This window comes from Streptomyces sp. CA2R106, assembly GCF_037034245.1.
Taxonomy (GTDB): Bacteria; Actinomycetota; Actinomycetes; order Streptomycetales; family Streptomycetaceae; genus Actinacidiphila.
On record NZ_JBAGKC010000009.1, the window covers coordinates 129654 to 153805 of the forward strand.

25 protein-coding genes, 1 tRNA gene and 1 pseudogene are annotated in these 24152 nt (G+C 73.3%); 9 read left to right on the forward strand and 18 right to left on the reverse strand.

The genetic code is table 11. From position 1 onward, the window contains the following. The first annotated feature begins 388 nt into the window (after positions 1–388). Positions 389–1762: a M6 family metalloprotease domain-containing protein gene (locus WA788_RS15970; RefSeq protein ID WP_335977819.1), complete on the forward strand. Its 1374-nt coding sequence runs from the start codon at positions 389–391 to the stop codon at positions 1760–1762. Positions 1763–1765: 3 nt separating this feature from the next. Beyond that, a complete protein-coding gene (locus tag WA788_RS15975) occupies positions 1766–3016 on the forward strand; it encodes a M6 family metalloprotease domain-containing protein (protein ID WP_335977821.1) in 1251 nt (416 codons plus the stop codon). 48 nt (positions 3017–3064) lie between these two features. Here WA788_RS15975 and WA788_RS15980 read toward each other — a convergent pair whose 3' ends face one another. From WA788_RS15980 to WA788_RS16000, 5 genes are all read right to left on the reverse strand, one after another. Next, positions 3065–3493 (reverse strand): OsmC family peroxiredoxin, encoded by a 429-nt coding sequence (locus WA788_RS15980; protein ID WP_335977823.1) that lies wholly within the window; start codon positions 3491–3493, stop codon positions 3065–3067. 172 nt (positions 3494–3665) lie between these two features. Further along, positions 3666–3739 (reverse strand) — tRNA-Lys (locus WA788_RS15985). A gap of 18 nt (positions 3740–3757) precedes the next feature. Next, positions 3758–4318, reverse strand: a complete 561-nt coding sequence (locus WA788_RS15990) for a bifunctional DNA primase/polymerase (RefSeq protein WP_335977824.1) — start codon at positions 4316–4318, stop codon at positions 3758–3760. Between the two features lie 122 nt (positions 4319–4440). Beyond that, the gene (locus WA788_RS15995) at positions 4441–4803 is read right to left on the reverse strand and encodes a hypothetical protein (protein ID WP_335977826.1); all 363 of its coding nucleotides are present in this window, start codon (positions 4801–4803) and stop codon (positions 4441–4443) included. A gap of 132 nt (positions 4804–4935) precedes the next feature. Beyond that, the gene (locus tag WA788_RS16000; protein WP_335977828.1) at positions 4936–6024 is read right to left on the reverse strand and encodes an FAD-dependent monooxygenase; all 1089 of its coding nucleotides are present in this window, start codon (positions 6022–6024) and stop codon (positions 4936–4938) included. Between the two features lie 139 nt (positions 6025–6163). Between WA788_RS16000 and WA788_RS16005 the strand changes: the two genes are divergently transcribed. Beyond that, positions 6164–7045 (forward strand): LysR family transcriptional regulator, encoded by an 882-nt coding sequence (locus WA788_RS16005; protein WP_335977829.1) that lies wholly within the window; start codon positions 6164–6166, stop codon positions 7043–7045. Here WA788_RS16005 and WA788_RS16010 read toward each other — a convergent pair. Then, positions 7035–8109: pseudogene (locus WA788_RS16010) on the reverse strand (methyltransferase domain-containing protein). The gene WA788_RS16005 and the pseudogene WA788_RS16010 overlap by 11 nt on opposite strands. A gap of 157 nt (positions 8110–8266) precedes the next feature. Next, positions 8267–8677: a winged helix-turn-helix transcriptional regulator gene (locus WA788_RS16015; protein ID WP_435131927.1), complete on the reverse strand. Its 411-nt coding sequence runs from the start codon at positions 8675–8677 to the stop codon at positions 8267–8269. A 158-nt stretch (positions 8678–8835) separates the two neighbouring features. Here WA788_RS16015 and WA788_RS16020 point away from each other — a divergent pair, with 158 nt between their 5' ends. Next, positions 8836–9480: an FMN-dependent NADH-azoreductase gene (locus WA788_RS16020; protein WP_335977833.1), complete on the forward strand. Its 645-nt coding sequence runs from the start codon at positions 8836–8838 to the stop codon at positions 9478–9480. A gap of 320 nt (positions 9481–9800) precedes the next feature. On the opposite strand, the gene WA788_RS16025 is transcribed toward WA788_RS16020, so the two are convergent. The 11 genes from WA788_RS16025 to WA788_RS16075 all read right to left on the reverse strand — a co-directional run bounded on the left by WA788_RS16025 (position 9801) and on the right by WA788_RS16075 (position 20340). Continuing rightward, positions 9801–10655, reverse strand: a complete 855-nt coding sequence (locus WA788_RS16025) for a hypothetical protein (RefSeq protein ID WP_335977834.1) — start codon at positions 10653–10655, stop codon at positions 9801–9803. Then, on the reverse strand, positions 10636–11541 hold the full coding sequence (locus WA788_RS16030) for an aldo/keto reductase (RefSeq protein WP_335977836.1): 906 nt from the start codon (positions 11539–11541) through the stop codon (positions 10636–10638). Before WA788_RS16030 ends, WA788_RS16025 begins: the two co-directional genes overlap by 20 nt. Continuing rightward, positions 11538–12725, reverse strand: a complete 1188-nt coding sequence (locus WA788_RS16035; RefSeq protein ID WP_335977838.1) for a cupin domain-containing protein — start codon at positions 12723–12725, stop codon at positions 11538–11540. The genes WA788_RS16030 and WA788_RS16035 overlap by 4 nt, the downstream gene beginning before the upstream one ends. Positions 12726–12739: 14 nt before the next feature. After that, positions 12740–12877, reverse strand: a complete 138-nt coding sequence (locus tag WA788_RS16040) for a hypothetical protein (protein WP_169748831.1) — start codon at positions 12875–12877, stop codon at positions 12740–12742. A gap of 339 nt (positions 12878–13216) precedes the next feature. Then, complete coding sequence (locus WA788_RS16045; RefSeq protein WP_335977840.1) at positions 13217–14050, reverse strand: helix-turn-helix domain-containing protein; 834 nt, start codon at positions 14048–14050, stop codon at positions 13217–13219. Further along, positions 14047–14559: a DUF6879 family protein gene (locus WA788_RS16050; RefSeq protein WP_335977841.1), complete on the reverse strand. Its 513-nt coding sequence runs from the start codon at positions 14557–14559 to the stop codon at positions 14047–14049. Before WA788_RS16050 ends, WA788_RS16045 begins: the two co-directional genes overlap by 4 nt. Next, entirely contained in the window at positions 14543–14752 is a 210-nt protein-coding gene (locus WA788_RS16055; RefSeq protein WP_335977843.1) for a hypothetical protein, read from the reverse strand. The genes WA788_RS16050 and WA788_RS16055 overlap by 17 nt, the downstream gene beginning before the upstream one ends. 147 nt (positions 14753–14899) lie before the next feature. Next, positions 14900–16264 (reverse strand): AAA family ATPase, encoded by a 1365-nt coding sequence (locus WA788_RS16060; RefSeq protein WP_335978078.1) that lies wholly within the window; start codon positions 16262–16264, stop codon positions 14900–14902. A gap of 14 nt (positions 16265–16278) precedes the next feature. Next, positions 16279–17946, reverse strand: a complete 1668-nt coding sequence (locus tag WA788_RS16065; RefSeq protein WP_335977845.1) for a hypothetical protein — start codon at positions 17944–17946, stop codon at positions 16279–16281. Continuing rightward, a complete protein-coding gene (locus WA788_RS16070) occupies positions 17943–19241 on the reverse strand; it encodes a hypothetical protein (RefSeq protein ID WP_443034044.1) in 1299 nt (432 codons plus the stop codon). The genes WA788_RS16065 and WA788_RS16070 overlap by 4 nt, the downstream gene beginning before the upstream one ends. Positions 19242–19311: 70 nt before the next feature. Next, positions 19312–20340 (reverse strand): phosphatase PAP2 family protein, encoded by a 1029-nt coding sequence (locus tag WA788_RS16075; protein WP_335977848.1) that lies wholly within the window; start codon positions 20338–20340, stop codon positions 19312–19314. 236 nt (positions 20341–20576) lie between these two features. Between WA788_RS16075 and WA788_RS16080 the strand changes: the two genes are divergently transcribed. The 5 genes from WA788_RS16080 to WA788_RS16100 all read left to right on the forward strand — a co-directional run bounded on the left by WA788_RS16080 (position 20577) and on the right by WA788_RS16100 (position 24049). Beyond that, the gene (locus WA788_RS16080) at positions 20577–21266 is read left to right on the forward strand and encodes a TetR/AcrR family transcriptional regulator (protein ID WP_335977849.1); all 690 of its coding nucleotides are present in this window, start codon (positions 20577–20579) and stop codon (positions 21264–21266) included. 120 nt (positions 21267–21386) lie between these two features. Then, positions 21387–21977 (forward strand): histidine phosphatase family protein, encoded by a 591-nt coding sequence (locus WA788_RS16085; RefSeq protein ID WP_335978080.1) that lies wholly within the window; start codon positions 21387–21389, stop codon positions 21975–21977. A gap of 217 nt (positions 21978–22194) precedes the next feature. After that, positions 22195–22578 carry a hypothetical protein gene (locus WA788_RS16090; RefSeq protein ID WP_335977850.1) on the forward strand — a complete coding sequence of 128 codons (384 nt, stop codon included), beginning with the start codon at positions 22195–22197 and terminating at the stop codon, positions 22576–22578. 66 nt (positions 22579–22644) lie between these two features. Then, positions 22645–23499 (forward strand): spermidine synthase, encoded by an 855-nt coding sequence (locus tag WA788_RS16095; RefSeq protein WP_335977852.1) that lies wholly within the window; start codon positions 22645–22647, stop codon positions 23497–23499. Between the two features lie 28 nt (positions 23500–23527). Then, positions 23528–24049, forward strand: a complete 522-nt coding sequence (locus tag WA788_RS16100; protein WP_335977854.1) for a hypothetical protein — start codon at positions 23528–23530, stop codon at positions 24047–24049. The last annotated feature ends 103 nt before the right edge of the window (positions 24050–24152 follow it).

Here is a 24152-nt window from a genome sequence, read left to right on the forward strand (position 1 = left end):
ATATGGGCAGGCGGAGCGGGCGATCCAGCGTCGCACCGGCGATGTGTCGCGGGGGTCCCACCCAGGCGGGCCGTTACCGCCGGTCCCGCTCGATCACCTGAACGCCCCCCGCACACCACGACGCAGGGTAGTCACCCGCAGGGGTGGCGACCGACCCGCGCCGGCGCCCGCGCCCACCCGTACCGGCGCGCCGGTCGTACGTTTCTGCGCCTCTTCCACCTCCCGCGCCCCGCACGCCCGTACGTCGGTATGCCCACCCCGGTCGACGCCCGCCGCGGCACCGTTCCGGCGGCAACCCGCACGGAGCAGCCGAAGCCGACATACCGCCGCAATCCATAGCAATGTGGGGAAAGTCCCGGACCGGAACCCGAACCTCCCGGAGGTCCTTGTGCGGCGGTCAGACCTCGCGTCAGGCAACCCGGCGGACGGTCCCCCCGCGACGGGCGCCGGCCGCCGCCCGCGGGTGCTGCGCGCGTTGCTCGCCGCGCTCGCCGGGTTCGCCGCGCTGGTGGCCTGGACCCTGATGACCGGACCGGCCGCGGGCGCCGCCGAGGGCACCGCGTGCCTGCTGCCGCGCACCGCCGTGCACCACTCCGAGGGCGTCGACAGCTGGGACGGCGACTACGCCCGGCCCGACGGCGACGTCAAGGCGCTGATGGTCTTCCTGTCCTTCCCCGGCGCCCCTCCGCAGCTCACCCCCGCCCAGGTCGCCGCCGACCACTACCCGGCCACCAGCCGGTTCTGGGAGAACGCCTCCTACGGGCAGTTCCGGCTGCACCTGCACGCCGACACCCGCTGGCTGCGGATGCCCCGCCCCGCGACGGACTACCTGATCAGCCGGAACTGGGACGCCGCCGACCGGGACGCCTACCTGCGCGACGCGATCGCCACCGCCGACCCGACGGTGGACTTCGCCGGATACGACGTGGTCTACCTCGTCGCCGACCCCGACGCGCCCGGCGTGGACTCCGACGCCACCAAGGTCGTCAACCTCGCCGCCCCGATCACCGTGGACGGCAACCCGATCCGCCACATGGTCACCGTCTTCGAGCACCACCCGCCGGACCGCAACGTGCTCGCCCACGAGACCGGCCACATCTTCGACCTGCCCGACCTCTACTACCAGCCGCCGCCCGGCAGCGACGCCGACTGGGACACCCACGTCGGCGACTGGGACCTGATGGGCAGCCAGTTCGGCCTGGCCCCCGACCCCTTCGCCTGGCACAAGTGGCGGCTGGGCTGGCTGCGCCCGGACCAGGTCGGCTGCGTCACCGGCGTCGGCACCACCTACCACGACCTCAGCCCCGACGAGACCCCCGGCGGCACCAAGCTGCTGGTGCTGCGCACCGGCGAGGACACCGCGCTGGCCATGGAGGCCCGCACCCGCACCGGCAACGACCGCATCGCGTGCAGCGAGGGCGTCCTGCTCTACGACGTCCGCTCCGACCGCGAGTCCGGCGCCGGGCCGATCGACGTGGTCGACGGCCACCCGGGGCGCTCCGCCTGCCCGGCCACCTCCGTCTACCCGCCGCTGGCCGACGCGCCGCTGGGCGTCGGCGAGTCGTACACCACGCCCGACCACAGCACCGAGGTCACCGTGCTCGGGCACCTGGGCGACGGCACCTGGTCGGTGCGGGTCACCGAGGCGGCCGCCGGCACCCTGGACCGGCCCGTCGACGGCGGCACCGCAGGCACCGGCGGCACCGCCTCCGGCCCGGGCACGGGCGGCACCGGCACGGACAGCACCGGCACGGCGGGCTGACGGGTGGACCTCCGCCGCCTGCGCCGGCGCCCCGGCATACGCGCCGCCGCCCTCGCGTTCTGCGGGCTGCTCGCCGTCGGCTCCGCGATCGTCGCCGAACCCCGGCCGGCCGGCTCCAACGCCGCACCGCCCGCCTCCCGCCCCTGCGCGCTGCGCGCCCAGCCCGGCGTCGCGATGTCCGAGGGCTTCCCGCCGCACCCGTACCACGGCAGCGACGAGGAGTTCGCGCCCTCCACCGGCAAGGTCCGCGCGCTCACCCTGCTGATCGACTTTCCCGACGCCAAGGCCCCCTACAGCGCCCGCGAGCGCTACGGCGAGTTCTTCCCCGCGGTCAAGCAGTGGTACGCCGCCGCCTCCTACGGCCGGCTCGACTACGAGTCCACGCCCGTGCTGCGCTGGATACGCATGCCGCGGCCGTTCTCCGCCTACGGGATCGGCCGCGGCTACGGCTGGGACCAGCACACCGCGATGATGCGGGACCTCGTCAAGGCCGCCGGCCCGAGCGTCGACTTCCGCGGCTACGACATCGTCAACATCCTCGTCACCCCCGACGCCGGCCCGCCCGCCGACCAGGCGGTGCTCTCCGTGACGTGGACCGGCGCCTCGGCCGCCACCACCGGCGACGGCACCCGCCTGGACAAGGTCTCGCTCATCTACGGCCACGACCAGTCCGGCTTCCGGGTGCTGGCCCACGAGAACGGCCACGCGCTGGGCCTGCCCGACCTGTACGCCGTCGACGACTTCCAGCGCACCGACCGCCTCGCCGGCCAGTGGGACAGCATGTCGCTGGACTGGGGGCTGCAAGGCGACCTGCTCGCCTGGCACAAGTGGAAGCTCGGCTGGATCGACGACCAGCAGATCGACTGCGTCACCACCGCCGGCACCCGCACCTACACGCTGCGGCCGATCGAGGTGCCCGGCGGCGGCAAGGCGGTGATCGTGCCCTTCGGCGACACCACCGCCTATGTCCTGGAGCTGCGCGAACCGCTGGGCGACGACAAGGACGCCTGCCGCAAGGGGATACTCGCCTACCGGGTGCGCACCGACGTCGACTCGGGGAAGGGCCCGGTCACCGTGGAGGACGCCCATCCCCGCACCGCCGCCTGCACCTACAGCAGCGCGTCCTTCAACTCGCTCAACGACGCGCCCTTCGGCCCCGGAGAGGGGTGGACCGACCGGGCGGACGGCTTCGGCTTCAAAGTGCTGGCGCCGGACGCGGCCGGCGACTGGCGGGTGCGGGTCACCCGCCGCTGAACCCGGCCGGCCGGCGGGGCCGACCGGGCTCGTGCCACGGCGCGGGGATCAGGCCAGCAGCTCGGCCTCGAGGGTGATGTCCACACCCGCGAGCGCCTTGCTGACCGGGCAGTTCGCCTTCGCGTCCTGCGCGGCGGCCTCGAACGCCTCGGCGGTCAGGCCCGGCACCCGCGCCTTGACCGCCAGGGTGATCCCGGTGATGCCCTCACCCGGCTGGAAGGTGACGTTCGCCACGGTCTGCACGGTCTCCGGCGGGGTGCCCGCGCCGGCCAGGCCGTGCGAGAGCGCCATCGAGTAGCAGGACGAGTGGGCGGCGGCGATCAGCTCCTCGGGGCTGGTCTTGCCGTTCGCGGCCTCGGCGCGCGACGGCCACGACACCTCGTACGTGCCCACGCCCGAGGTGTCCAGCGAGACCGTCCCGGCGCCGCCCATGAGCGGGCCCTTCCACTGGGTGGTCGCGGTACGAGTGGTTGCCATGGTGAAAGCCTCCAAGAGTACGAACCGGCCGGCGGATCGGGCCGCCGTAGGAACGCTACCCCGCGGGGGGTTCGCCGTGTGTGAGGTCCCCGCGCTGCGCGTGCGGGGCGGGCGCGGGCGCACCGGAACGGCGAAGGCCCCCCGCTTCTGCGGAGGGCCTTCGCCTCTCAGGTGCGCCGCCAGGGACTCGAACCCCGGACCCGCTGATTAAGAGTCAGCTGCTCTAACCAACTGAGCTAGCGGCGCCTGCTGACGTGGAAGACATTAGCACCCGGCTGAGCAGGGTGTGAAATCGATGGCCGGCGCCCGCCGGACCGCCCGTACGCAGGCCCACAGCAGCACGTCGGCGCCGGGCAGCCAGGGCTTGCGGGTGTCGGGCGCGACCACCCAGCGGGAGCGGCTGTCCCCGGGGCGCGGCGCACGTCCGGCGGGCGGGCTGTCGTACAGCGGCGGCACCGTCACCGCGTCGCCGCGGCCGTGGCAGAGCAGCGGCGGCACCCGGCGGCCCCACTCCTCCCACGCCAGCAGCGAGGGCAGCCGGTGGGCGGTGCCCGGCGCGGCCAGCACCAGCACCCGGCCGCGGTGCACGGCCGCGGGGCCGGAGCCGGGCCCGGCCGCCCACAGCTGCTCCAGCACCTGCCGCCCGAAGAGCAGGGGGAGGTTGACCACGTCGAAGACGGTGCCGCAGGGCAGGACGCTCGGCGCGGCCGGGCGGGCCGCCCACAGCGCCTGCACGCTGCGCGGGAAGGCGCTGGCGGAGGCGAGCCATGCGGCGCCCGCCGAGGTGACGTAGGAGGTGTGCTGCTGACGCTGGATCTCGTCCATGTCTCCACATCTACCGACGTCACGCCCGCACCCCGGCGGAATCAGGGGAACGCGGGACAGCGGTGACGGGTGGCGGGTACCGTGCCCCGGGCCAGGAGAGTACTGGGGATACGGTGCCCCGGCTACGGGGTGAGGCCGCCGCCCTTGATCAGGCTCTCGCCGTGCTCGACCATCTTCCGGGCGTAGTCCTCGGTCCACCCCGCCTGCTCGGCCAGGGTCGCCAGGGTCAGCCGGTCGAAGCGGCGCGGGTCCGCGAGTTGGGCGGCCGCCATCGCCTGGAAGTCGGTGGCCCGCTCGGCCGCGGCGCGGAACGCCACCGCCAGTTCGGTGGCGCGGACCAGCAGATCGCGGGGGTCCTCCATCGACTCCAGGTCGAAGAAGCGGTCGGACCCCTCCTCCACCACGGCCCCCGGTTCGAAGAGCAGCGGCGCGGGCCTCTTCGGCCGCTCCCCGCCCGGCCGACGCGCCTGCGGCGGCTGGCTCATCCCTACCTCCACCAGTCTCGACAACACCCCCCATTGTCCCGCACCCCGAAGCCGAAGGGGCGGGGGACCTGGGCGCCCTGCCACGACGGTGCCGCAGGCGGGACGGGGCGGCGGCGGGACGCGGGCCGTGCCTCAGGACGAGGCGAGCATCCAGTGGCTGAACGCCGCGTAGCGCTCCGCGAAGTCGGCTGCCCCGTCGGCGTGTTCGACGGCGCGGGAGTGCGCGCGGACCTGGTCGAAGCGGGCCCGGCGCTCACGCTCGTAGCGGGTGAAGGCGGTGGCGGCGTCGGGGCTGCTCGCGAGGTGGGTACGGAGGACACCGATGTCCTCGACGCCGAGGGTGCCGCCGGCGGCGATGTGCGGGGACAGCCCGTGGGCGGCGTCGCCGACGAGGGCGACGCGGCGGCCGGTCCAGCGCGGCAGCGGGGGCACCAGCGTGATCAGGTTCTCCAGGATGGCGTCCTCGGGGGTCGCGGCGATCATCTCCAGCAGGTCGGCGTGCCAGCCCTGCGCGGCGAGGTGCCGGGCCCGGGTGAGGGCGCGGTCCCGCTTGGTGCCGGTCAGCTCCCCCGCGTCGAACTGGTTGACCATCCACATGGTCCGGTCCGCGGAGACCCGCGCGTAGCCGCCGCGGGTGCGCTCGGCGCCGATGGTCAGGACGCTGCCCTCGGGCCGTTCGGCCCCCGCGGGCACCAGCGCGCGCCAGGCGTAGTGCCCTTCGTGCGGAACGGCGTCGCTGCCGGGCACGAGGCTCGCGCGGATGCGGGAGTGCACGCCGTCCGCGCCGATCAGCAGGTCGGCCCGCAGGTCCGTGCCGTCCGCGAGGTGGACGATGACCTCGGTGCCGGTCTCGGTGCAGCCGGTGGCCCGCGCGCCGAGGCGGATACGGTCCAGGCCGATCCGGTCGGCGAGCAGTTGGTTCAGCGCGGGCCGCGGCACCAGCAGGAACCGGTGGTCGTCGGGGCCGTAGCCGGCGGCGCGCTGGGGCCGGCCGGCCGGGTCGAAGAACCAGGTGTCGATCCAGGCGCCCAGGTCGCGGACGTCGGCGCCGACGCCGATGTGGTCGAACTCCCGCAGCGCGTTGGGCCACAGCCCGATGCCCGCACCCGCGGCCCGGATCTCCGGCGCCTGCTCCAGCACTGTGACCTCGTGGCCGATCGACTGCAGGGACGCCGCCGCGGTGAGTCCCACCAGGCCGCCTCCGGCGATCACTGTACGCATCACTGCCTCCTCGTTCTCCGGTCCGCGGTCACCGGTTCGCGTTCTCCGGTCCGCCCGTGCCCCGTTCGGGACTGGTCCCAGTGAACAAGCGCACTTGTATAACCTCAAATGCATAGATCTGATCGATAGCATTACCTCCATGCATATGGATCTGAACCTGCTCACCGCGCTGGACGCCCTCCTCGACGAACGCAGCGTGGGCGGCGCGGCCGACCGGCTGCACCTGTCGCAGCCCGCCATGAGCCGCACGCTCAGCCGGATCAGGCGGGCCACCGGCGACGAGATCCTGGTCCGCTCCGGCCGCGAGATGCTGCCGACCCCGTACGCCGAGCAGGTCCGCGAGGAGGTCCACCAGCTCGTCACCCGGGCGCAGGCCGTGCTCTCGCCGAACGCCGAGGTGGACCCGGCCGCGCTGGAGCGTACCTTCACCCTCCAGTGCAACGACGTCGTCGCCGGCGCCCTGCTGCCGCGCCTGGCCCCCGTCCTCGCCGGCACCGCCCCCGGGGTGTGCCTGCGGCTGCTCGGGGAGGGCGCCACCACCGCGGACGAACTGCGCCGCGGCCGCGTCGACCTCCAGATCAGCGACCGGGCGGCCGACCACGCCGACATCCGCAGCACCACCCTGTTCACCGACGAACTGGCCGCCGTGGGCCGCCGCGACCTGCCGTACGACCCGACCGGCTGGGACGGGTTCGCGGCCCTGCCGCACGTCGTCGTCTCCCGCCGGGGCCGCACCCGCGACCGCATCGACGACCTCCTCGACGAGCGGCGCCTGCGCCGCCACGTGGCGTTCACGGTGCCCACCCTGGTGCTGGCCCTCGGCGCCGTGGCCGCCCATCCGATGGTCACCGTCGCCCCGGCCGCCCTCACCGAGGGCCTGCTGCCCGCCGCCCTGCGCACCTACCCGCTGCCCGCCCCCACCCCGCCGGTGGCCGCCGTCCTCGCCTGGCACGCCCGCCACGACCGCGACGCTGCCCACCGCTGGCTCCGCACTCTGCTCACCACCACCCTCACCGGCTGACCACGTTCGACGGCTCGTCCAGCCACACCGCCTGGCGGTCCGCCGTGACCGTCAGCCCGAAGCGCCGGAACCCGGGCCGCCCCTGGTCCTGCCACCAGCGGAAGGCCGCCGACACCTCGTCCCACAGCCGCCGCTTCCCGGACTGGTGGACGGTGGCGGTGTCCTGGCCGTCGCGGAAGACGACCACGGCCCACGACCTGTCGGTCAGGCCGTAGAACCACACGGGCCGGCGCCCTGCCTGCTTGCGGTCGGGGACATGCGTGCAATGCGGCACCCGCAAGCCGATCGCGAACCCCGCCACGTCCAGGTCGCCGGTCAGGAACTCCGCTTCCGTGACGGTGGTCGTCGACCTCTCCGCGTCCCCCGTTGCCGCCGTCCCCGGCCACCACCAGCCGCGCCGTCGCCTCGGTATACGTGTAGTACGTGCCCCAGGGCGCGACGACCACGCCGCCCGGGGCGGTCTGCCGCACCCACGTGAACAGACCGGACCGCACCCCGCACGTGGCGATCACCCGGTCGTAGGGCGCGCCCGGCGGATGGCCGAGCAGACCGTCCCCCGTGACCACCCGCACCCCGCCGTATCCGGCCCGCCGCAGTGCCTGCCGTGCCGACTCGGCCACGGCCGGGTCCACCTCCACCGACACCACGTTTCCGGCGCCGGCCCGGTGCGCCAGGAGTGCGGCGTTCCACCCGGTGCCCGTGCCGATCTCCAGCACCCGCCGGCCGGGCCGTACATCGAGGTCCGTGAGCATCGAGGCCACCACGCTCGGCATGGACGACGAGGAGGTGAAGACGGTGCCCGGCGCCGTTCCGGTGTGCGCTCCGTCGTCCCACTGCGTGACGATCGGCACGTCGGCGTCCGCGTACCGGTGCCAGGCCTCCGGGTCCACCGCCCTGTCGACGGCGACCGCTCGGCCGCTCGCGGCGTCGTGCGGCCACATCAGGCCGGGCAGGAAGGCGGTACGGGGCACCGCGGCGAACGCCGGAGCCCAGTCGGCCGGCACGAACCCCGCCTCGGCAAGGGGGCGGCCCGACTCCGGCCGCCCACCGTCTCCGTCGGTCACCTGCGGTGCTTCCCGTCGCCGTATCCGCCGCTTCGGTGCGCGCCGCGTACCCCTTCGCGCGGCTTTGTGAGCGTAATGCCGTGCTTCCGGGCCGGGGCCGGAAAGGCCGTTGCTCAAAGGCGCGGGCAAGCGGGCGCCGCGTTCGGGTCGGGCGGGGTCAGGGCGTGGCGGGGGTGCGGGCGCGGTGGGCGCGGATCTCGTCGTGGTGGTCGGAGACCCAGGCGATCAGCGAGGTGACGATCGCGTGGACGCTGCGGCTGAGCGGGGTCAGGGCGTACTCGACGCGCGGCGGCACCTCGGCGTACGCGGTTCTCGACACCAGCCCGTCCTCCACCAGTTGGCGCAGGGTGAGGGTGAGCATGCGCTGGGAGATGCCGGGGACCTCGCGTTGCAGGTCGGTGTAGCGCAGCGGGCCGGCCTCCAGGACGGCGATCACCAGCATGCTCCACTTGTCCCCGATCCGGTCCAGCAACTGCCGGATGAAGACCATCTGTTCGGCCGGGATGCCGGCGCACGGCCCCCGGCCTGCGACGCCACCCGTCTGGGCGCTGACCTCCATGGCGCACATTCCTCTCCGGTACGGACACCGGTGTTCCTTTTGTACGGCCTCCCATACTGGTCCACCATGGCGTTACGCACAAGTTGTAGGAATTGGGTGGCGCCGCGCTCGTCGTCGGCCCATCCCGCCGTGTCCGCACGGCTTCCACCCACCTGAGAGGCCCCGCCATGTCCTATCTGCTGCACATCGACGCCTCGTCCCTGGGCGCCGGCTCCGTATCCCGCCAGGTCGCCGGGTCCTTCCGCGACGCGTGGCGGGGCGAGGTGGTGCACCGCGACCTCGCCCTCGCGCCGGTACCCCACATCACCGCGGAGGGCATCTCCGCCCGCACGACCGACCCCGCGCGGTACACCCCGGAAGAGGCGGCGGCCGCCCGGCTCCAGGACGAGCTGATCGAGGAGTTCCTCGGGGCCGGCGCTTACTTGTTCACGGTGCCCCTGTACAACCTGTCGATGCCGTCGGTGTTCAAGGCGTGGCTGGACCAGATCATGGTCATCGGCCGCACCCTGGGCTTCACCGGCACCGCGCCCTCCGCGGGGCGCCCGGCCGTCGTGATCTCCGCCCGCGGCGGCGGTTACAGCCCCGGCACCCCCAACGAGGGCCGCGACCACCTGCTGCCCACGCTGGAGACCATCCTGGGGTGGTCCCACACTCTCGGGCTCACCGTGACCTCGGTGACCCCCGAGCTGACCATGGCGCCCGACGTGCCGGCGATGTCCGACCTCGTCCCGCTCCACCGGGCGTCCTTGGCCCGCGCCCACGAAGAGGCCCGCCGGCTGGCCGAGACGATCGGACGCCGGCCCGCCGCCTGACCGTGTCCGCCGCGCACGCCGCGGCCGCCGGTCCGTGGTCGCTCCGCGCCTTTACGGCTGCCAGGCGGTGCGGTGTTCGGCGAGGTGCGCGAGCATGGCGTCTGGACGCTTACCGACCGGAACCGAAGCAGGCCCCGGAGCCTGCGGCGGAACCGAAGCGGTCGGGTCGCCCGCCGGTGTCCGCGGCTGAGCGGCCCGAACCGCTCGAAGAGAATCCGTTCCGCGCACTGCTCTCGCAAATGGGCGGCCTAGCAGACCCCCCGCATCCGAACTGCGGGGGTTTCTTGCTTCTCGGACACGGCGGGCGCACAGTGACGCGGTCAGGCGCTCACCTCGGAGCGCACCGGAACGGGCGGGCGCACTCCCGTGAGTGCCTCCGCTCGGGCAACCAGGTGGGGCGCAAGAGCGGGGTACCACCCACGGGCTACGGCTTGCAGCATCTCCGCCAGGGCCGCGAGTTCCCCGATTCGACCGGCCGGGGTGTCGAGGACCGGCGCGAACTCCTTGCGGATGCGGGCGGCTGCGTCGGGAACGAGGAGGCTATTGGCGTGGAGGAGTCCCGCGTCGTAACCGAACGGCACCCAGCCCCACCGCTCCCAGTCCAGAAGGCACAGGGGCGCGGCGGTGAGGTTGCCCCAGTGCAAGTCACCGTGACCGGTCACCCGCTCCACCTTGGCGGGGGCCGGAATGCCGAGGAACTGGGGGAAGGCCCGTTCGATCCACCCCTCCCGGACGGTCGTCTTCACGCCCTCCGCTTCGGCGAGCAGGGCAAGGGCTTGGCGAAGGTCCGCCCACCACTCGTCAGGCAACCCAGGGTCGTGGTCGATGTCGGCCCGGTCCGGGGACACCACGGGTTGCGTGAGGTAGTCCAGGACTTCTGCCTCGAAGGCCCACTCTCCGTCAGTCCAGTCGTGCACCCCGTGCAGGCGCGGACGCGGGACGCCGTCAGGCACCAGCTCCGAGGCGCCGACGATGCCCTGCCCCTCCTTCCTGCCCGCGTTGCGCTTCGCTGTCCGGCTGACCCGTAGCCACCGGTCCCCTGCCCGGCGTCCGAGAGTGACACCGAGGAAGCCCCACGCCGGCGGACCCGAGCACGTCAGCCCCAGAGCCCTGGCCGCCCGGTCGTGGGCGGCCTCCATCAGGGCCTGCACCTCCTTATTCAGAGGCGAGTTCATCCGTCACCCTCCTGAGTTCCTGGGCTGTTAGCGGCGTAGCCAGAGCCTTGGCCACATCGTCCCAGTGCTCGCGGGTGCTCGCGGAGGCGAAGACGACATCGAGGCAGGGGCATGAGCCAGCGGCCAGCAGGGCAGCGGCAGCGGCCGACAGGCCGGGGCGGATGAGGTTCATCAGCTCGGGTGTCATGGCATCGAGGAGTTCGCCCCCGTGCAGGGGCGCGGAGCCGAACGTGATCAGCCCGGCGTCCTTCGCCTGCGCCAGTGGTCCGCCGCCGTTCAGGGCCTGTGTGATCGGGGCATCCATGATCAGGCTGACGGGCATCTGCAAGCCTGTGAGGTGGTGCTCGGCGGAACCCGCCGCCTGCCGGGCGAGCGCAAGCAGCTCGGGAACGCTGAACGCTCCGGAGGTCAGGCCCGACCAGGTTGCGACGCCGTACCCGGCGATCCTGCCCGCATGGGCGAACTCTTCCAGTGCCGTGAAGGCTTCCCGTACATGCTCGTGCAGAGTGGCACGGTCAAAGCCGTGCCCGAGGTGCTCGGGGTTGTGCACGAACACCAGGTCCACCCGCCCGAGCGCGGCCAACGAGTGCTCCGTCTGCCAACGGACGAAGCCCCGTTCAAGGCTGTGCCTGCCGGTTTTCCCTTCCCGGGTGAGTACGCCCTCAGCTAGGGCGCTGCGGCCCTGTTCCTCGGTGAAGAACCCCGTCTTCGTAGCTACCCGAACGGTGGGGTAGTCCCCGAGTGCCGGGCGCAGCTCCTCATGCGCCTGACCACGACCGTAGTTGGGTGCCGTGTCCACCCAGGGGCTACCGGCTGCCAGGGCGGTGCGTGCCGCCTGACTGACGGCACGCACGCGGTATGTCCCCAGGCAGAGTGCGGCGGTCACAGCGCCGTACCCACGACTGCGACGGCATGGCCGTCGATGAGGACCGAGACCAGTTCGGCCACCTCCTTGACCTCCAGTCCAGCGGAGTCGGCCATCTCGCCCAGCGTGGTCGGCCGGTTGGTCAGCAGCGTGCCCAGCGCAGGCGCGGCGGACTCCGTGAAGTCCCAAGCGGTACCGGCCGCCGAGAAGGTGACCGTGCCCTGTGTCGGGTTCGCCGTCAGGCGGCCCCTCGGAGTAGTGAGCTTGACGGTGATCTCGCCCCGTGCCGGGAGTCCGTCAACGTACGGCAGGGACGGAATCGCGTGGCCCGGGTCGGTCGTGTCGATCGACTCCGCCCACCGCTCCACGAGGCGAGGGTCCGCCATCATGTCGGCCACCCCACCGCGTACAGCGTCGATGAAGTCCGACTGTTCCGCCCGCGAGTCGAAACGCGGTATGTCCCTGCGCAGTGCGAGGGACGACCGGAGCTGGTCGACGACCCACAGCATCAGATCAGCGCCCGTGTGCGGCACCATTCCGAACGTCAGGTGCAGGGATTCTGTCCCTTGGTCAGCGGTGACCGCGTGCCACCAGCCGCGCGGCAGGTAGAGCACATCACCCGGGGACAGAACCAGGTCCGCGATCGGGTCGCCCTCCGGCTCGTCCGGCGAGTCCACGTCCCGGAAGGTAGGCGCTTCACGGGTCATCCCCCACAGGCGCCACCGCTTCGATCCGTGCAGTTGGACCACGATCACGTCATGGTCGTCCCAGTGCCGGCCGAAGCCTTCCCGCTCGGTCCACGAGGCGTACACGTTGGCCTGTACGGAAGTCCCGAGGAAGCGTTCCAGTCCCTCCGCAGCTGCCTCCACGGTGGGGTGGATCTTCTCCACCGCGTCGAGGACCAGTGATGCCCCGTCCTTGAGTCGGGCGTGGAAGTCAGACGGCTGGATGCGTGACCAGGTGACCGCGCGGCGGTTCGTGGTCGGGATCGCATAGCGGTGGAGCGGGACCGTTTCGCCGTCGACCGACAGGCGCAGCCGGGGCGGCTCCAGCCGTTGCGTGGCGATGATCCGGTTCAGGTCGTCCCAGGAGAACAGGCCCGCCGTGTCGGCGGTGCCGGGGATGTGCGCGTAGGAGCGGTGGTACGTCTGGGCGAGGAACGTGTCCCCGCCCAGACGCCCCGCCCACGAGGCTGCGTCAAGCAACGTGGGCGCTCCCGTCAGTCGTTGCCGTCGGAACGGCCACTGCTGACGTCGGACTCCTGCTCGGCGCGGGTGCGCGCGGCCACGATCTTCCGCTTCGCGACGAGCAGGCCACCCCCCTCGGGGGCCACCGAAGTGGTGTTCTCTTCCACCATCGGACTACCTCTCTTCTTGGGAACTCCCACCAGGAATCCGGCGGGAAGCATCAGTGACAGCGGCCAATGCAGTTACCGAAGAGCCAGGGTCCCGGCGAGAACCAGGGCCACTCCGCCGAGGATCGTCGCCAGGTAGCGCGGACCCGCGTACCGGCCGAAGCGGCACAGCACCCACCGCCCTGAGCCGGACATCAGCCGACCCCACCGGCGACGGACGTCCCAGCCCCCGACCTACGCCGTGGCGCACCCGCTCTTCGTTTCGCTCGGTCGCTGTCATGGGGGAAATCATTGGCCCGGAAAGTGATGGCTGTGTAGTTCTTTCCCGTCATGGACTAAAGATCATGAACGGCAGGCGGCGGCCCACTCCGTCAACAAGGCTCGCGCTTCGGCCCCGAACAGCGCGTACCCCTCCAGTGTCGAGAACAGTTCCACATGCATTTCGATGTCGCGTGGATCTCTCAGGATCACAACACCGGTGGTGTTCTCCACAGTGGCCAGGGTGTTGTCGTAGACAGTGAAGGTGTCCATCGGAGCCATGGGCTTGTATCCCGCGATCGGGATGACACCTAGCTTCACATTCGGTAGGTGGGTCAGTGAGGCCAGCCGGTCAATCTGCATCGCCATTGCAGCCGGGGGCAGGAGTGGCCACCGCACAGCCTGCTCGGTCAAGATGAAGGTAAATCGCTTCTTCGTGTCGTAAAGAACCTCCTGCCGCTCCAGCTTCCTCGCGATCGTCTTGGTGACATCGGCCGGGGAATGGGCAAGGCTGGCCCGGATGTACTCGGGGGTGGACAGCAGTCCTGTAATCATCGAGAGCAGGAAGAATCGGAACTCCGTACCCGAGGATTCAAGGGCCGCAAGTTCGGTCTGCTTCTTCTCCAGGCCCCTGCGCCGCAGCGAGCGCAGGTCTTGCCATTCGGTGTTGGCCAGCCTCGCGAGAGCGATGACCTCCTCGATGACCTCAGGCGGAGCCACGACGGCCCGGAGGATTCTTTCCAGGTCGAGCAGACTCGGTTGGGCTTTCCCATTCTCGATCCGACTGATCTTCGATTGGGACATGTTGCAACGCCGAGCGAGCCGGTCCCCAGTGAGGCCGGCTCGCATGCGTAGTTCTTTGAGCAGGGCCGCCAGTTCCTGTTTCGGCTGCCCCAACTGCTCGGGGTCGAACGTCACCCGTTCACGTACTCCAGGAATGGAACCGACTCGGCAACGGCGATCCGCTTCCACTGTCGGTACGGCTCCGGGTCACCCTCGTGCAGTTCCCGGTTTATCTGCGTCCCGTCGGCCCGGTAGTTCATCAGGACCACCTTGGACTCATCGAACATCCAGAAATCCTGATCCGGAAGTCCCGGGTTCTCCCGGTCGGTGAGGTCGAGGATGCGGATGTCCTCGCCCGCCTTGACGTGATGCCGGTAGTAGTGCTCGAACTCGAACCGGAGATAGTCCGAGAGCGGGCGGGTCACGATATGCACCCTGCCGACCCTCTTTCCTTCCGAGGTCCATTGCCGGACCTCGTCCATCCAGCCCGAAGTGTAATCGTCGGGCGAATTTCCCCCGGCGAGAAAGCGCTTCAGTTTCTCCGCTTCCTGGGGCATGGTGTAGACGGGCAGCGTTTCCAGCCGCCACGCCTCCCGCTCCATGGAATCGAAGCAGTCATTCCACGCGTCACCATCCAAGTGCACGGAACGCCTCCCTGAGAACCGCCTCCGGGATTTCCACGAGCCCTTCACCAGTGGGCGGGCTGAAGGCGTCGGACACGTCGCCCTGCACCACGAACGACCCGGTCGCCGTGCGGTACACGTTCGGGCAGTCCTTCTCTCCGCACTCGCCGTTGCCGTTGCCCGTGAGCCGGGTGAGTGCCGAACGTTCGGACATGCCAAACCCCCCTGCTCTGGCCCCGTTTGGGCCGCCTGGCCAACGACAGTAGAAGGGGTGGCGCTACGCGTCTATGCGGGAACGCGACTATGCGTGTCCTTGCATAAAGTGGATCGGGCCACCACGTGACCAACGCGTCACCGCAGCTCACGGCTGCCAGGCGGTGCGGTGTTCGGCGAGGTGCGCGAGCATGGCGTGGTTGGCCTCCCAGCCGTCGGGGAACTTGACGGTGACGCCGAGGCGGACCGGCTCGGAGGACGGGTGCTCGTCGAGGAGGTCGGCGACCCCGGCGCGGCAGACGACGATGCAGGCGTGCCGGTGCCGGGAGGCGAGCACGCAAAGGCGCCCGGTCTCCAGGTGGAACGCGGTGGCGTCGGGGCGGCCGGACAGCGGGTGGAGCACCACGGTGACGTCGAACTCCCGCCCCTGGAGCCGGTTCGCGGTGTCCACGGCGACCCCGGCCACCCCGAGCGAGGCGAGCGCGGCGCGCACCGCTGCGGCCTGGTCGCGGTGCGCGGTGCCGACCGCGATCCGCTCGGCCGTCAGCGGCTTGGGGTCGGGGTCGGGCGCGGAATGGGTGAGCCCGCCGCGGTCGAGCAGGCGCCGTACGACCAGGGCGACGGCCCGGACCGCCTCCGGGTCGGTGCGCGGGGTGTGCCGGGCAGGCAACTCCAGCAGGCCCCAGCCGCTTACCGCCGCCTCGTCCAGGACGCGGTCCAGGCCCCCGCCGTCGCCGCGGACGCCGAACCCGAGCCGCCGGTCGCCCGGTCCGGTGCCGCTGCGGAACGGTGTGTACGGGTAGAACGCCCGCGACACCAGCGGCGCGGCGGACGCGGGCAGCCGCCAGGACACCGGCAACCGGTGCTGCGGCAGGCCCGGGTTGTGCGCGAGCAGCGTCACCACCGCGCTCGCCGAGGGGTCCCAGCTCAGCCCCGCCCACTGCTCCGCGCCCACCACGCTGAACGGGTCGAGCTGGCCGGGGTCGCCGACGAACAGCGCGCGTTCGAAGAGTCCGGCGACCTGGAGCAGCGCGTCCGAGCGCATCTGGTACGCCTCGTCCACGATGGCGTGCCGCCAGGGCTCGACGTCCTTGACGTACGCCCACTTCGCCGCGGTCGCGATCACCACCGCCCGGTCCCGCAGCTCCGCCACGGACGTGGACTTCGCGAGCGAGGGGTGGCGGTCGAGCGCGGGGTCCGGCGGCGAGTCGGTGCCGTGCAGCCGCCCGACCGGCAGGTCCGGGTCGGCGGTGGCCAGCCGGTCGGCGAGGTCGTCGACCTGCGCGTTGGTCTGCGCGACGATCATCAGCGACTCGCCGGCCGCGGCCAGTTCGCGGGCCGCGCGCACCACGAGCGTGGACTTGCCCGCGCCCGGGGGCGAGTCCACGACCACGCCGCGCTCGGTGCCGTACAGGGTGCTCGCCAGGATCGCGGCGGTCGCCTCGGCGGCGGCCCGGCCCGGATCGAACGGCTCGGCCTCGCCGCCCGGGGCAGCAGCCCCGGCGCCTGGCACGGGCACGGGCTCGGTCACAGGAAGTCCTCCGCGGTCACGGGGTCGGGGGCGGTCGGGGCGGGGTCGGCGCCGGGCGGCCCGCCGTGGGTCCACGGGGTCAGCTCGGCGTCGGGCAGGGCGGGGCCACTGCGCGGGTCGTGCTCGAACAGCGTGAAGGTGACGGTGTCGCCGGGTGCCGGGACCGAGCCCTCCCGCGGAGTGCGGCCGCTTCCCATGCCCCCGGTCAGCTTCACCCGCACGCACCACCGGAAGCCGGAGCCGGAGCCGGAGCCGTTGCCGCTGCCGGGCTCGGAGCCGCAGCCCGCCTCGTCACTGGACCCGGAACCGTTGCCGGCCCTGGCCTCATTGCCGGACCCGCCCACGGAACCGCCGCCGGCCTCGCGCACCTCCACCAGCTCCACCAGCTCCGCCGTCTGCGCCGACTTCGCGTCCGCCAGCGCCCGGTACGCCTTCGCGCCCGGCTCGGCCTGCGGCAGGTCCCCAGTGGTGAGGGTGAGCACCGGCCGGGGCATCGGGCGGCGGCCCTCGGACATGGTCATCTCGACCTCGACCACGGTCCCGGTGAACGCCTCCCCGGACAGCCGCCGCGCCGCCATGGCCAGCGGGTCGTCCAGCGCCTCCTGGGCGGAGAGCCGGGCCTGCGCGGTCTCCCGCCCGGCCAGCTTCTGCGCGGCGGTGATCGCGTCGTCGCGCTTGGGCTGGGGCGGCTCGCCCGCGCGGACCCGGTCGCGGTGCCCGGTGAAGGACCAGCGGTCCCGCTTCCACCGCTCCTCGACGTGGGCGGCCTCGGGCAGCGACCGCAGCAGGTCCAGGCCGCGCCACATGTCGTCCCAGGTGGGCCGCAGCTGGGAGGCGACCAGGTCCCTGATCGCCGTCTCCGCGGCCGCGCGCTCGGCGGCGCCGCGGGCCTTGTCGTACCGGGCCTGGGCCGGGGCGAGGACGCGGTTGTCGAAGACCGGGTCGGTGGCCGGGCCGGCCGGCGGGCTGAGCAGCAGGCCGTCGCGGGCCCGGCCGGTCTGGGCGCGGGCGGCGGCGGTGGGCCCGTCGGAGCCGGGCGGCGGGTCGATCCAGCCGAGCAGCGCGCCGAGGTGCTGGTCCTCCATGGCGCTCTGGCCGGTGGCCCAGTGCCGGGTGAGCAGGTCGGTCATGGCGAGCAGCAGCCCGCTGCCCGGGGTGCGGGAGCGTTCCGCGTAGTGCGTGAGCCAGCGGCCGAGCAGCGGCACCGGCACCGGCACCGGGTGCGGGGCGTCCGGGTCCTCGACGGTGCGCAGGAAGCGGGTGGAGCGGCCGACCAGCCGGACGTACTCCACGGCGGCGCTGTTGGGCACCACCATCTGGAGGGCGTCGGCGCACAGCTCGGTCTCCTCGCGGGTGCGGGTGGCCGGCTCGATCTCGACCTCGTCGGTGTACTGCTCCAGCGCGCGCAGCAGGACCGCGGCGAGCCCGGCGAAGAAACCGAACCGCAGTTCGCGGTCGAGGGGTTGGGGCACCACCAGCAGTTCGGGGGTGTCCCGGTCGGTGCCGATCATCGCGCCCAGCGGCGCGCCCGCCTCGCCCGCGGTGGTGAGCGGCACCAGCACCAGCGGCCGGTCGGCGAGGTGGCAGTGGCGTACGGTCGCGGCCGGGACCGCCCGGCGGGCGGCGACCGCCTCGGCGCGGGCGAGGGTGTGCAGCACGCTCACGCCGGGCCTCCGGCCGTACGGGTCGGGGCGCCGGTGCCGGTGCCGGTACGGGTAGGGCCGCCGGTACGGTCGCGCGCCGGCTTGTCGGAGTCCGGCCGGGCGTCCCGCAGATCCCCGGTCTCCGGGGCGGGCGGCCGCGCGGGAGCCGGGACGGCGGGAGCGGAAGCGGGGGCGGGGGCGGGGGCTCCGTCCGCCGCCGAAGGCGCGTCGGACCCCGCGGCCAGCGCCTCCGCGCGCAGCGCCGCGGCCCGGCGCAGCGCCGCGACCGCCGGGTCCCGCGGGTCGCCCGCGCGGCCGTGCGCGGCGGCGAGCACCGCCTCCACCGTGGTCAGGTCGCCGAGCTCGCCGCGCAGCGACCGGCCCAGCGCCTCGACCCGGCCCGCCGCCCGGGAGCGGTCGCGGCAGTGGAAGGCCAGCTCGCAGGTGGACAGGCACTCCGGGGCGTACGCGGCCGGGACGAGCTCCACGGCGGCGGCCAGCTCGGCCCGCGGCCGGGTCGGGGTGCGGCCGTCGGGGGTGTACGCCAGGTCGAAGGTGGTGTCCTCGGGCAGCAGGCCGGCGATGTCCGAGATCCGGGTCAGCCGGGTGAGCTGGCGGCGGGTGACGGCGAGCTGCTTGCGGATGTCGACCCGGTCGGCGGTGGGCAGGTTGGAGAAGTCCTTCGGGCAGACCAGCAGGATGTCGGCGCGGGTGCGGCCGGCGGCCACCGCGTCGAGCGCCAGGACGTAGACCGCGGACTGCCGGGCGGCGGCGCCGACCTTCATCGCGTCGGCGCCGCCGTCCAGGATCGGGAAGGACTTGATCTCGACGACGGTCCAGCTGCCGTCGGGCGCGACCGCCACCGCGTCGGGTTCGAGGTGGACCGTGGAGCCGGCGACGTCCAGCGCGAGCAGCGGGTGGTCGAGCAGGGTCCAGGCGCCGGGGGCGGCCTCGGCCAGCGCCATCCGGGTCCTCGCCACCCGGCCCTCGGGCCCGGGCGCGGCCAGGTCGGGCAGGGCCGCGCGGCCCTCGGCGCCGAGCAGCCGCAGCAGTTCGGCGCAGCCGTCGGCCTTGACCCGCGCCTCGAAGGCGTGGCCGCGGGAGAAGGCGAACCGGGACTGGCCGAACCGGGCGGGGGAGCCGAGCGCTTCGGCGACGGCGCCCTTGTCCACCCCGGCGGCGTCCATCACCGCGCGGCGCTTGCAGCCGGGGTTGGCGGCGAGTGCGGCCAGCGCCCGCGCGTCCATCGGGCGGGGAGTGGTGCCGGGGCCGCGCAGGACGGCCAGCCGCTCCCGCAGGGAGTGCGTAGTGCTCACCCGGGAAAGTGTGTCATCCGCCACGGACAACGGCCCCGAGGGCGCCCCGGCAACCGGTCGGGGCCCGCGGTCAGTTGTGGCCGGCGGGTTCGCCGGTCCGGTCGTCCTCGCCGGTCAGCTCGCCGCTGGCCTGCTCGGTCCCGCCGGCGGGGGCCGGAAGCTGGCGCGGCACGGACGGCTTGGCCGCCGGGGTCCGCCCGGCTCCCGGAGCCGGGGCGCCGCCGTGTGCGGCGGGGGCGGGGGCGTGGACCTCCGGGGCCGAAGCGGCCGGAGCGGCCGGAGCGGCCGAAGAGACTGAAGCGGCCGGGGCGGCGGCGGACCGGGTGAGGCCGATCCGCGCGTGCAGCCCGTCCACCATCCGCAGCGCCGGCCGGGCCAGCAGGAAGCCGACGCCCATCACCGCGACGCCCGCGGCGGCGTCCATCAGGTAGTGGTTGGCGGTGCCCATCACCACGAGCGCGGTCATCAGCGGGTAGAGCACGCCGAGGGTGCGCACCGTCCAGTGCCGCCCGTAGCGGAAGAGCATGATCCCGCACCACAGCGACCAGCCGACGTGCAGGCTCGGCATCGCCGCGTACTGGTTGGTGAGGTCGCCCATGCCGCGCGGCGCGCTTGCCTCGCCGCCCCACCAGCCGTAGGAGCCGTACTGGGCCATGGTGTCGATGAAGCCGTGGTGGCCGGTGAGCAGCCGCGGCGGGGCCGTGGGCAGCAGGGTGAAGCCGATCAGCCCGATCAGGGTGGACAGCATCAGCCAGGTGCGGGCCATCCGGTAGTGGGTGGGCCGGCGGCGCCACAGCCAGACCAGGACCGTGGGGGTCACGATGTAGTGCAGCGACGCGTACATGAAGTCGGCCGGCACACCGAGGAAGGCGTGGTCGGTGAAGAGCCGGTTGAACCAGTGCTCCGGGTCGAGGTGGACGATCTGCTCGAAGTGCAGGATGTCCGCGCCGTGCTGCACCGCGCTGCTCACGTCACCGCGGACCAGCAGCCGCGCCCCGGAGTAGAGCGCGTAGACCACGGCGATGAGCGGCAGTTCGGTCCACCAGCGCAGCCGGCCGCGGTAGGCAGCGGCGCGCGGCGCAGCGGCAGTGATCGTCATCCGGACGTCTCTCCAGGTTCTCCGTTGGCCGCGGGTCCGGCGGTCTGGTCGGTGGCGTACGCTCAACCGTACGCCGTACGGTAAGTGCGGCGCACATCGCCCCCGAAGTTTCGCAGATACCCCGAGTTCGTACGGTGTTCAGCCCGGACATGCCGGGCGGGCACGCTCCGAAGGACGCCCGGTACCGCTCCCGGGTTGCCGCACGAGGTACGAAGGAGACGAGAACAGAGATCCCGATGTCGGTGTCCCCGTCGGCCCGGCCGCTGCGCACCCCACGGCGCCGCGCCCCCCGCAACACGCTCAACCCGGATCGTATCCTCGATGCGGCGATCGCTCTGCTCGATCGCGACGGCGCCGAGGCTTTCACCATGCGTGCACTCGCCGAACAGCTGGGTGTCGCCCCGATGGCGATCTACTCGCACTTCCGCGGCAAGGACGAGATCAGCGACGCCGTCGCCCAGCGTCTGCTGGACACCGTGGAGCTGCCGGGCACCTGCGGCGCGCACCCGGACCGCGAGCTGCGCGAGGTCTGCCTCGGGGTCTACCGGCTCTTCACCGACCACCCCTCCGCGCTGCAACTGCTCACCACCCGCCCCACCCGCGGTGACGACGCGCTCGCGGTCATCGACCGGATGCTGGCCCTGCTGCGGGCGTGCGGGCTGTCCGGGCAGGACGCGGTCCGCGCGCACGTGGCGCTCATGCAGTACACCGTGGGCTCGGCGGTGTGGAGCATCCGCCGCACCCGCGCGAAGTGCGAGGAGGGGGCGCGGGAGCGGGCCCGGACCAAGCTGGACGCGCTCCAGCCCGAGCGCTACCCGGCGCTGGTCGCCCTCGTCCCCGAGCTGCTGTGCGCGCAGGACGACGCTGGGGGCCAGTACGAATGGGGCCTGGACCGGCTGCTGGGCGGGTTGCTCGCCGAGCGCTGAGCGGCCGGCGCGCAGGTGCCGGGCAGCCGGTGCTCAGGGCGGTGAAGGGCGCCCGCGGGCGGTGGGTGATGATGGAGGCGTTTTCGGCCGGTCCGCGAAAGGTCCTTCGGTATGGCAGTGCTGGCGCCGCGTGTCCTCCTGGTCCGGCACGGGCAGACGGAGTGGTCCCGCACCGGGCGGCACACCGGCCGTACCGACATCCCGCTGACCGACGAGGGACGGCGTACGGCGCGGCTGCTCGGCGAGCGGCTGGCCCGCGCCCCCTGGTACGGCCTGCCCGACGCCGAGGTGCGCACCTCGCCGCTGGTCCGCGCCTCCGCCACCGCGGAACTCGCCGGCTTCGGCCGGGCCAAGGAGTGGGACCCGCTCGTCGAGTGGGACTACGGCCGGTACGAGGGCCTGACGCCCGCGCAGCTCCAGGAGCGGCGGCCCGGCTTCCACATATGGCGGGACGGCGTGCCCGGCGGCGAGACGCTGGCGGCGGTCGCCGAGCGCGCCGACGAGGTGATCGGGTGGGCCCGGTCCGCGCCGCGCGACGTGGTGGTCTTCGCGCACGGCCACTTCCTGCGGGTGCTGGGGGCGCGCTGGCTCGGCCTCGACCCCGCCTTCGCGGCGGCGCTGCGCCTGGAGCCGGCGTCGCTGTCGGTGCTGGGGTGGGCCTACGGCGCGCCGGCGCTGGAGCGCTGGAACGACACCGCGCACCTGGAGTAGGGCCGGAATCCGGACTTCCGCACCTCCCGGAGTACGCCGGCCGGTGCGCCCGGGCGCACTCCCACCGCCCCCGCCACCCCTCCTTCACCCCCGAATAGGGGGTTCACGCCGTGATTCGCCAGGGAACGCCACCCCTGGCGCGGGCCCCGGACGGGTACGGACGCCGTTGTACGAAGTGGGAGCCGATCACCTCGGCCCCCTTCGGAGGGAGGTTGCCGTGGAGAAGAGAAATGCTGCGGGCCACAGCCCGGAAGTGGTCGTGCCGGCGGCGCGGGACGTGGTGACCGTGCCGTTCCGGCAGGGCCTGGAGGCCGTGGACCTGCTCCGGCTGAGCACCGGGGTGGGACCGGTCTTCCACGACCACGCGGCGGACAGCCTGGCGTTCCTGGTGCCGCTGGGCACCGCGGACGGCTGGGACCTGCCCGGCAGCCAGTGCCACCGCAGGGGCGGCGGTTCCACGCCCTGCGGCGGCGGCTGGCTGGTCCCGCCGCGGACCGACGGGGCGGTGACGGACCCGGCGCAGCTGCGGCAGGCGATGGGCGCGGCCGCGCGGACCATCGAGCTGGTCGACGGGTTCGCCCAGCCGCCGGCGGTGTCCTGATCAGCCGCGCGCAGGCGCGGGCGCCGGGGTGCGGGGGCACCGGCGCCGCCGGTCGATAATCGGACCATGGCACGTCAACGGCACAGCACTGCCGCTTCCCGCACCGTCCCCGTGGGCGGCGGCCTCGCCGAGCTGCGCCCGGACCGCGAACGGCCGCAGTCCTGGACCCTCCTGGTGGGCGGCGCCCCCCAGTCCCATGTCGACCTCGCCGACCCGGCCCGCCTCGACTTCGCCTACCAGCGCCGGCTGGGCCATGTCGTCGACCTCGCCGCGCCGCCCGGCCGCCCGCTGCGGGTGGTCCACCTCGGCGGCGGCGCCCTCACCCTCGCGCGCTACACCGCGCACACCCGGCCGCGCTCCACCCAGCAGGTCGTCGAGATCGACACCGCCCTGACCGAACTGGTCCGCACCGAACTGCCCTGGGACCGCACCTGGCGGATCAAGGTCCGCGGCGCCGACGCCCGCGAGGGCCTGGCGAAGGTCCCCGACGGCTGGGCCGACCTCGTCATCGCCGACGTCTTCGCCGCCGCCCGCACCCCCGCGCACCTGACCAGCGCCGAGTTCCTCGCCGACGTACTCCGTGCCCTCGACCCGGCCGGCATCTACGCCGCCAACCTCACCGACGGCGGCCCGCTCGCCTTCGTCCGCGGCCAGGTCGCCACCGCCCGGGCCGCCTTCACCGACACCGCCCTCGCCGCCGACCCCGCGGTACTGCGCGGCCGCCGCTTCGGCAACCTCCTGCTCGTCGCCGCCGCCCGCCCGCTCCCGCTCGCCGAACTCACCCGCCGCATCGCCACCGACCCGCACCCCGGCCGGCTCGAACACGGCCCGGCGCTCGCCGACTTCACCGCCGGCGCCCCCGTCGTCACCGACGCCACCGCCGACTCCTCCCCGCCCCCGCCCGCACACGTCTTCGACTGATCCGCCTGGGCAGGGCAGGATGGGGGCCGTGCGCAGGGCGGTGCTCCACCTCGGTGTCTGGGCAGTGGCGACCAGCATGGCGGTGGCCGTGTCCTGGTTCGGCGTGCGCTCCGTGCTGCGCAGCACCGCCTACGGTCCGCCGCGCGCGCTGCCCCTGCAACCCGCCGCCACCGGCTCGCCCCCGGGCATCTCCACCGCCGTCCACCGCCCCAAACCCTCCACCGCGCCCCCCACTTCCCCCACCACCCGCCCCCGCCCCACCCCCACCCGCTCCTCCACCCCGACCCCGACCCCCACGCCCACCCCCACCAACCCCGGCACCGTCCACAGCTACACCCTCTCCGGCGGCCAGGTCGTCCTCTCCCTCACCACCACCTCCGCCTCCCTCGTCTCCGCCACCCCCAACCCCACCTGGACCATGCAGCTCTGGACCGACCAACCCGGCTGGCTCCGCGTCACCTTCACCTCCGCCTCCGGCACCACCGCCGCCACCCTCCTCGCCACCTGGAACGCCCACCCCCCAACGGTCCAAACCTACGAGGACCACTAGCCGCACAACCCCCAAGCCCGCACAACCCCCAAGCCCGCACAACCCCTTGGCTCGCAACCCCTAAGCCCGCGCGGCGTTTGAGCGCAGACAAGCGGAGGCCCCG

What these genes read in the sequence shown, in the direction of transcription:
- WA788_RS16005 (WP_335977829.1), top strand. Translation starts at nt 6,164, where the DNA reads ATGCATATGGATCTGAACCTGCTCACCGCGCTGGACGCCCTCCTCGAC.
- WA788_RS15990 (WP_335977824.1), bottom strand. Translation starts at nt 4,318, where the DNA reads ATGGACGAGATCCAGCGTCAGCAGCACACCTCCTACGTCACCTCGGCG.
- WA788_RS16075 (WP_335977848.1), bottom strand. Translation starts at nt 20,340, where the DNA reads ATGACGATCACTGCCGCTGCGCCGCGCGCCGCTGCCTACCGCGGCCGG.
- WA788_RS16020 (WP_335977833.1), top strand. Translation starts at nt 8,836, where the DNA reads ATGTCCTATCTGCTGCACATCGACGCCTCGTCCCTGGGCGCCGGCTCC.
- WA788_RS16025 (WP_335977834.1), bottom strand. Translation starts at nt 10,655, where the DNA reads ATGAACTCGCCTCTGAATAAGGAGGTGCAGGCCCTGATGGAGGCCGCC.
- WA788_RS16000 (WP_335977828.1), bottom strand. Translation starts at nt 6,024, where the DNA reads ATGCGTACAGTGATCGCCGGAGGCGGCCTGGTGGGACTCACCGCGGCG.
- WA788_RS16040 (WP_169748831.1), bottom strand. Translation starts at nt 12,877, where the DNA reads ATGGTGGAAGAGAACACCACTTCGGTGGCCCCCGAGGGGGGTGGCCTG.
- WA788_RS16080 (WP_335977849.1), top strand. Translation starts at nt 20,577, where the DNA reads ATGTCGGTGTCCCCGTCGGCCCGGCCGCTGCGCACCCCACGGCGCCGC.
- WA788_RS16015 (WP_435131927.1), bottom strand. Translation starts at nt 8,677, where the DNA reads ATGTGCGCCATGGAGGTCAGCGCCCAGACGGGTGGCGTCGCAGGCCGG.
- WA788_RS16055 (WP_335977843.1), bottom strand. Translation starts at nt 14,752, where the DNA reads ATGTCCGAACGTTCGGCACTCACCCGGCTCACGGGCAACGGCAACGGC.
- WA788_RS16095 (WP_335977852.1), top strand. Translation starts at nt 22,645, where the DNA reads ATGGCACGTCAACGGCACAGCACTGCCGCTTCCCGCACCGTCCCCGTG.
- WA788_RS15980 (WP_335977823.1), bottom strand. Translation starts at nt 3,493, where the DNA reads ATGGCAACCACTCGTACCGCGACCACCCAGTGGAAGGGCCCGCTCATG.
- WA788_RS15995 (WP_335977826.1), bottom strand. Translation starts at nt 4,803, where the DNA reads ATGAGCCAGCCGCCGCAGGCGCGTCGGCCGGGCGGGGAGCGGCCGAAG.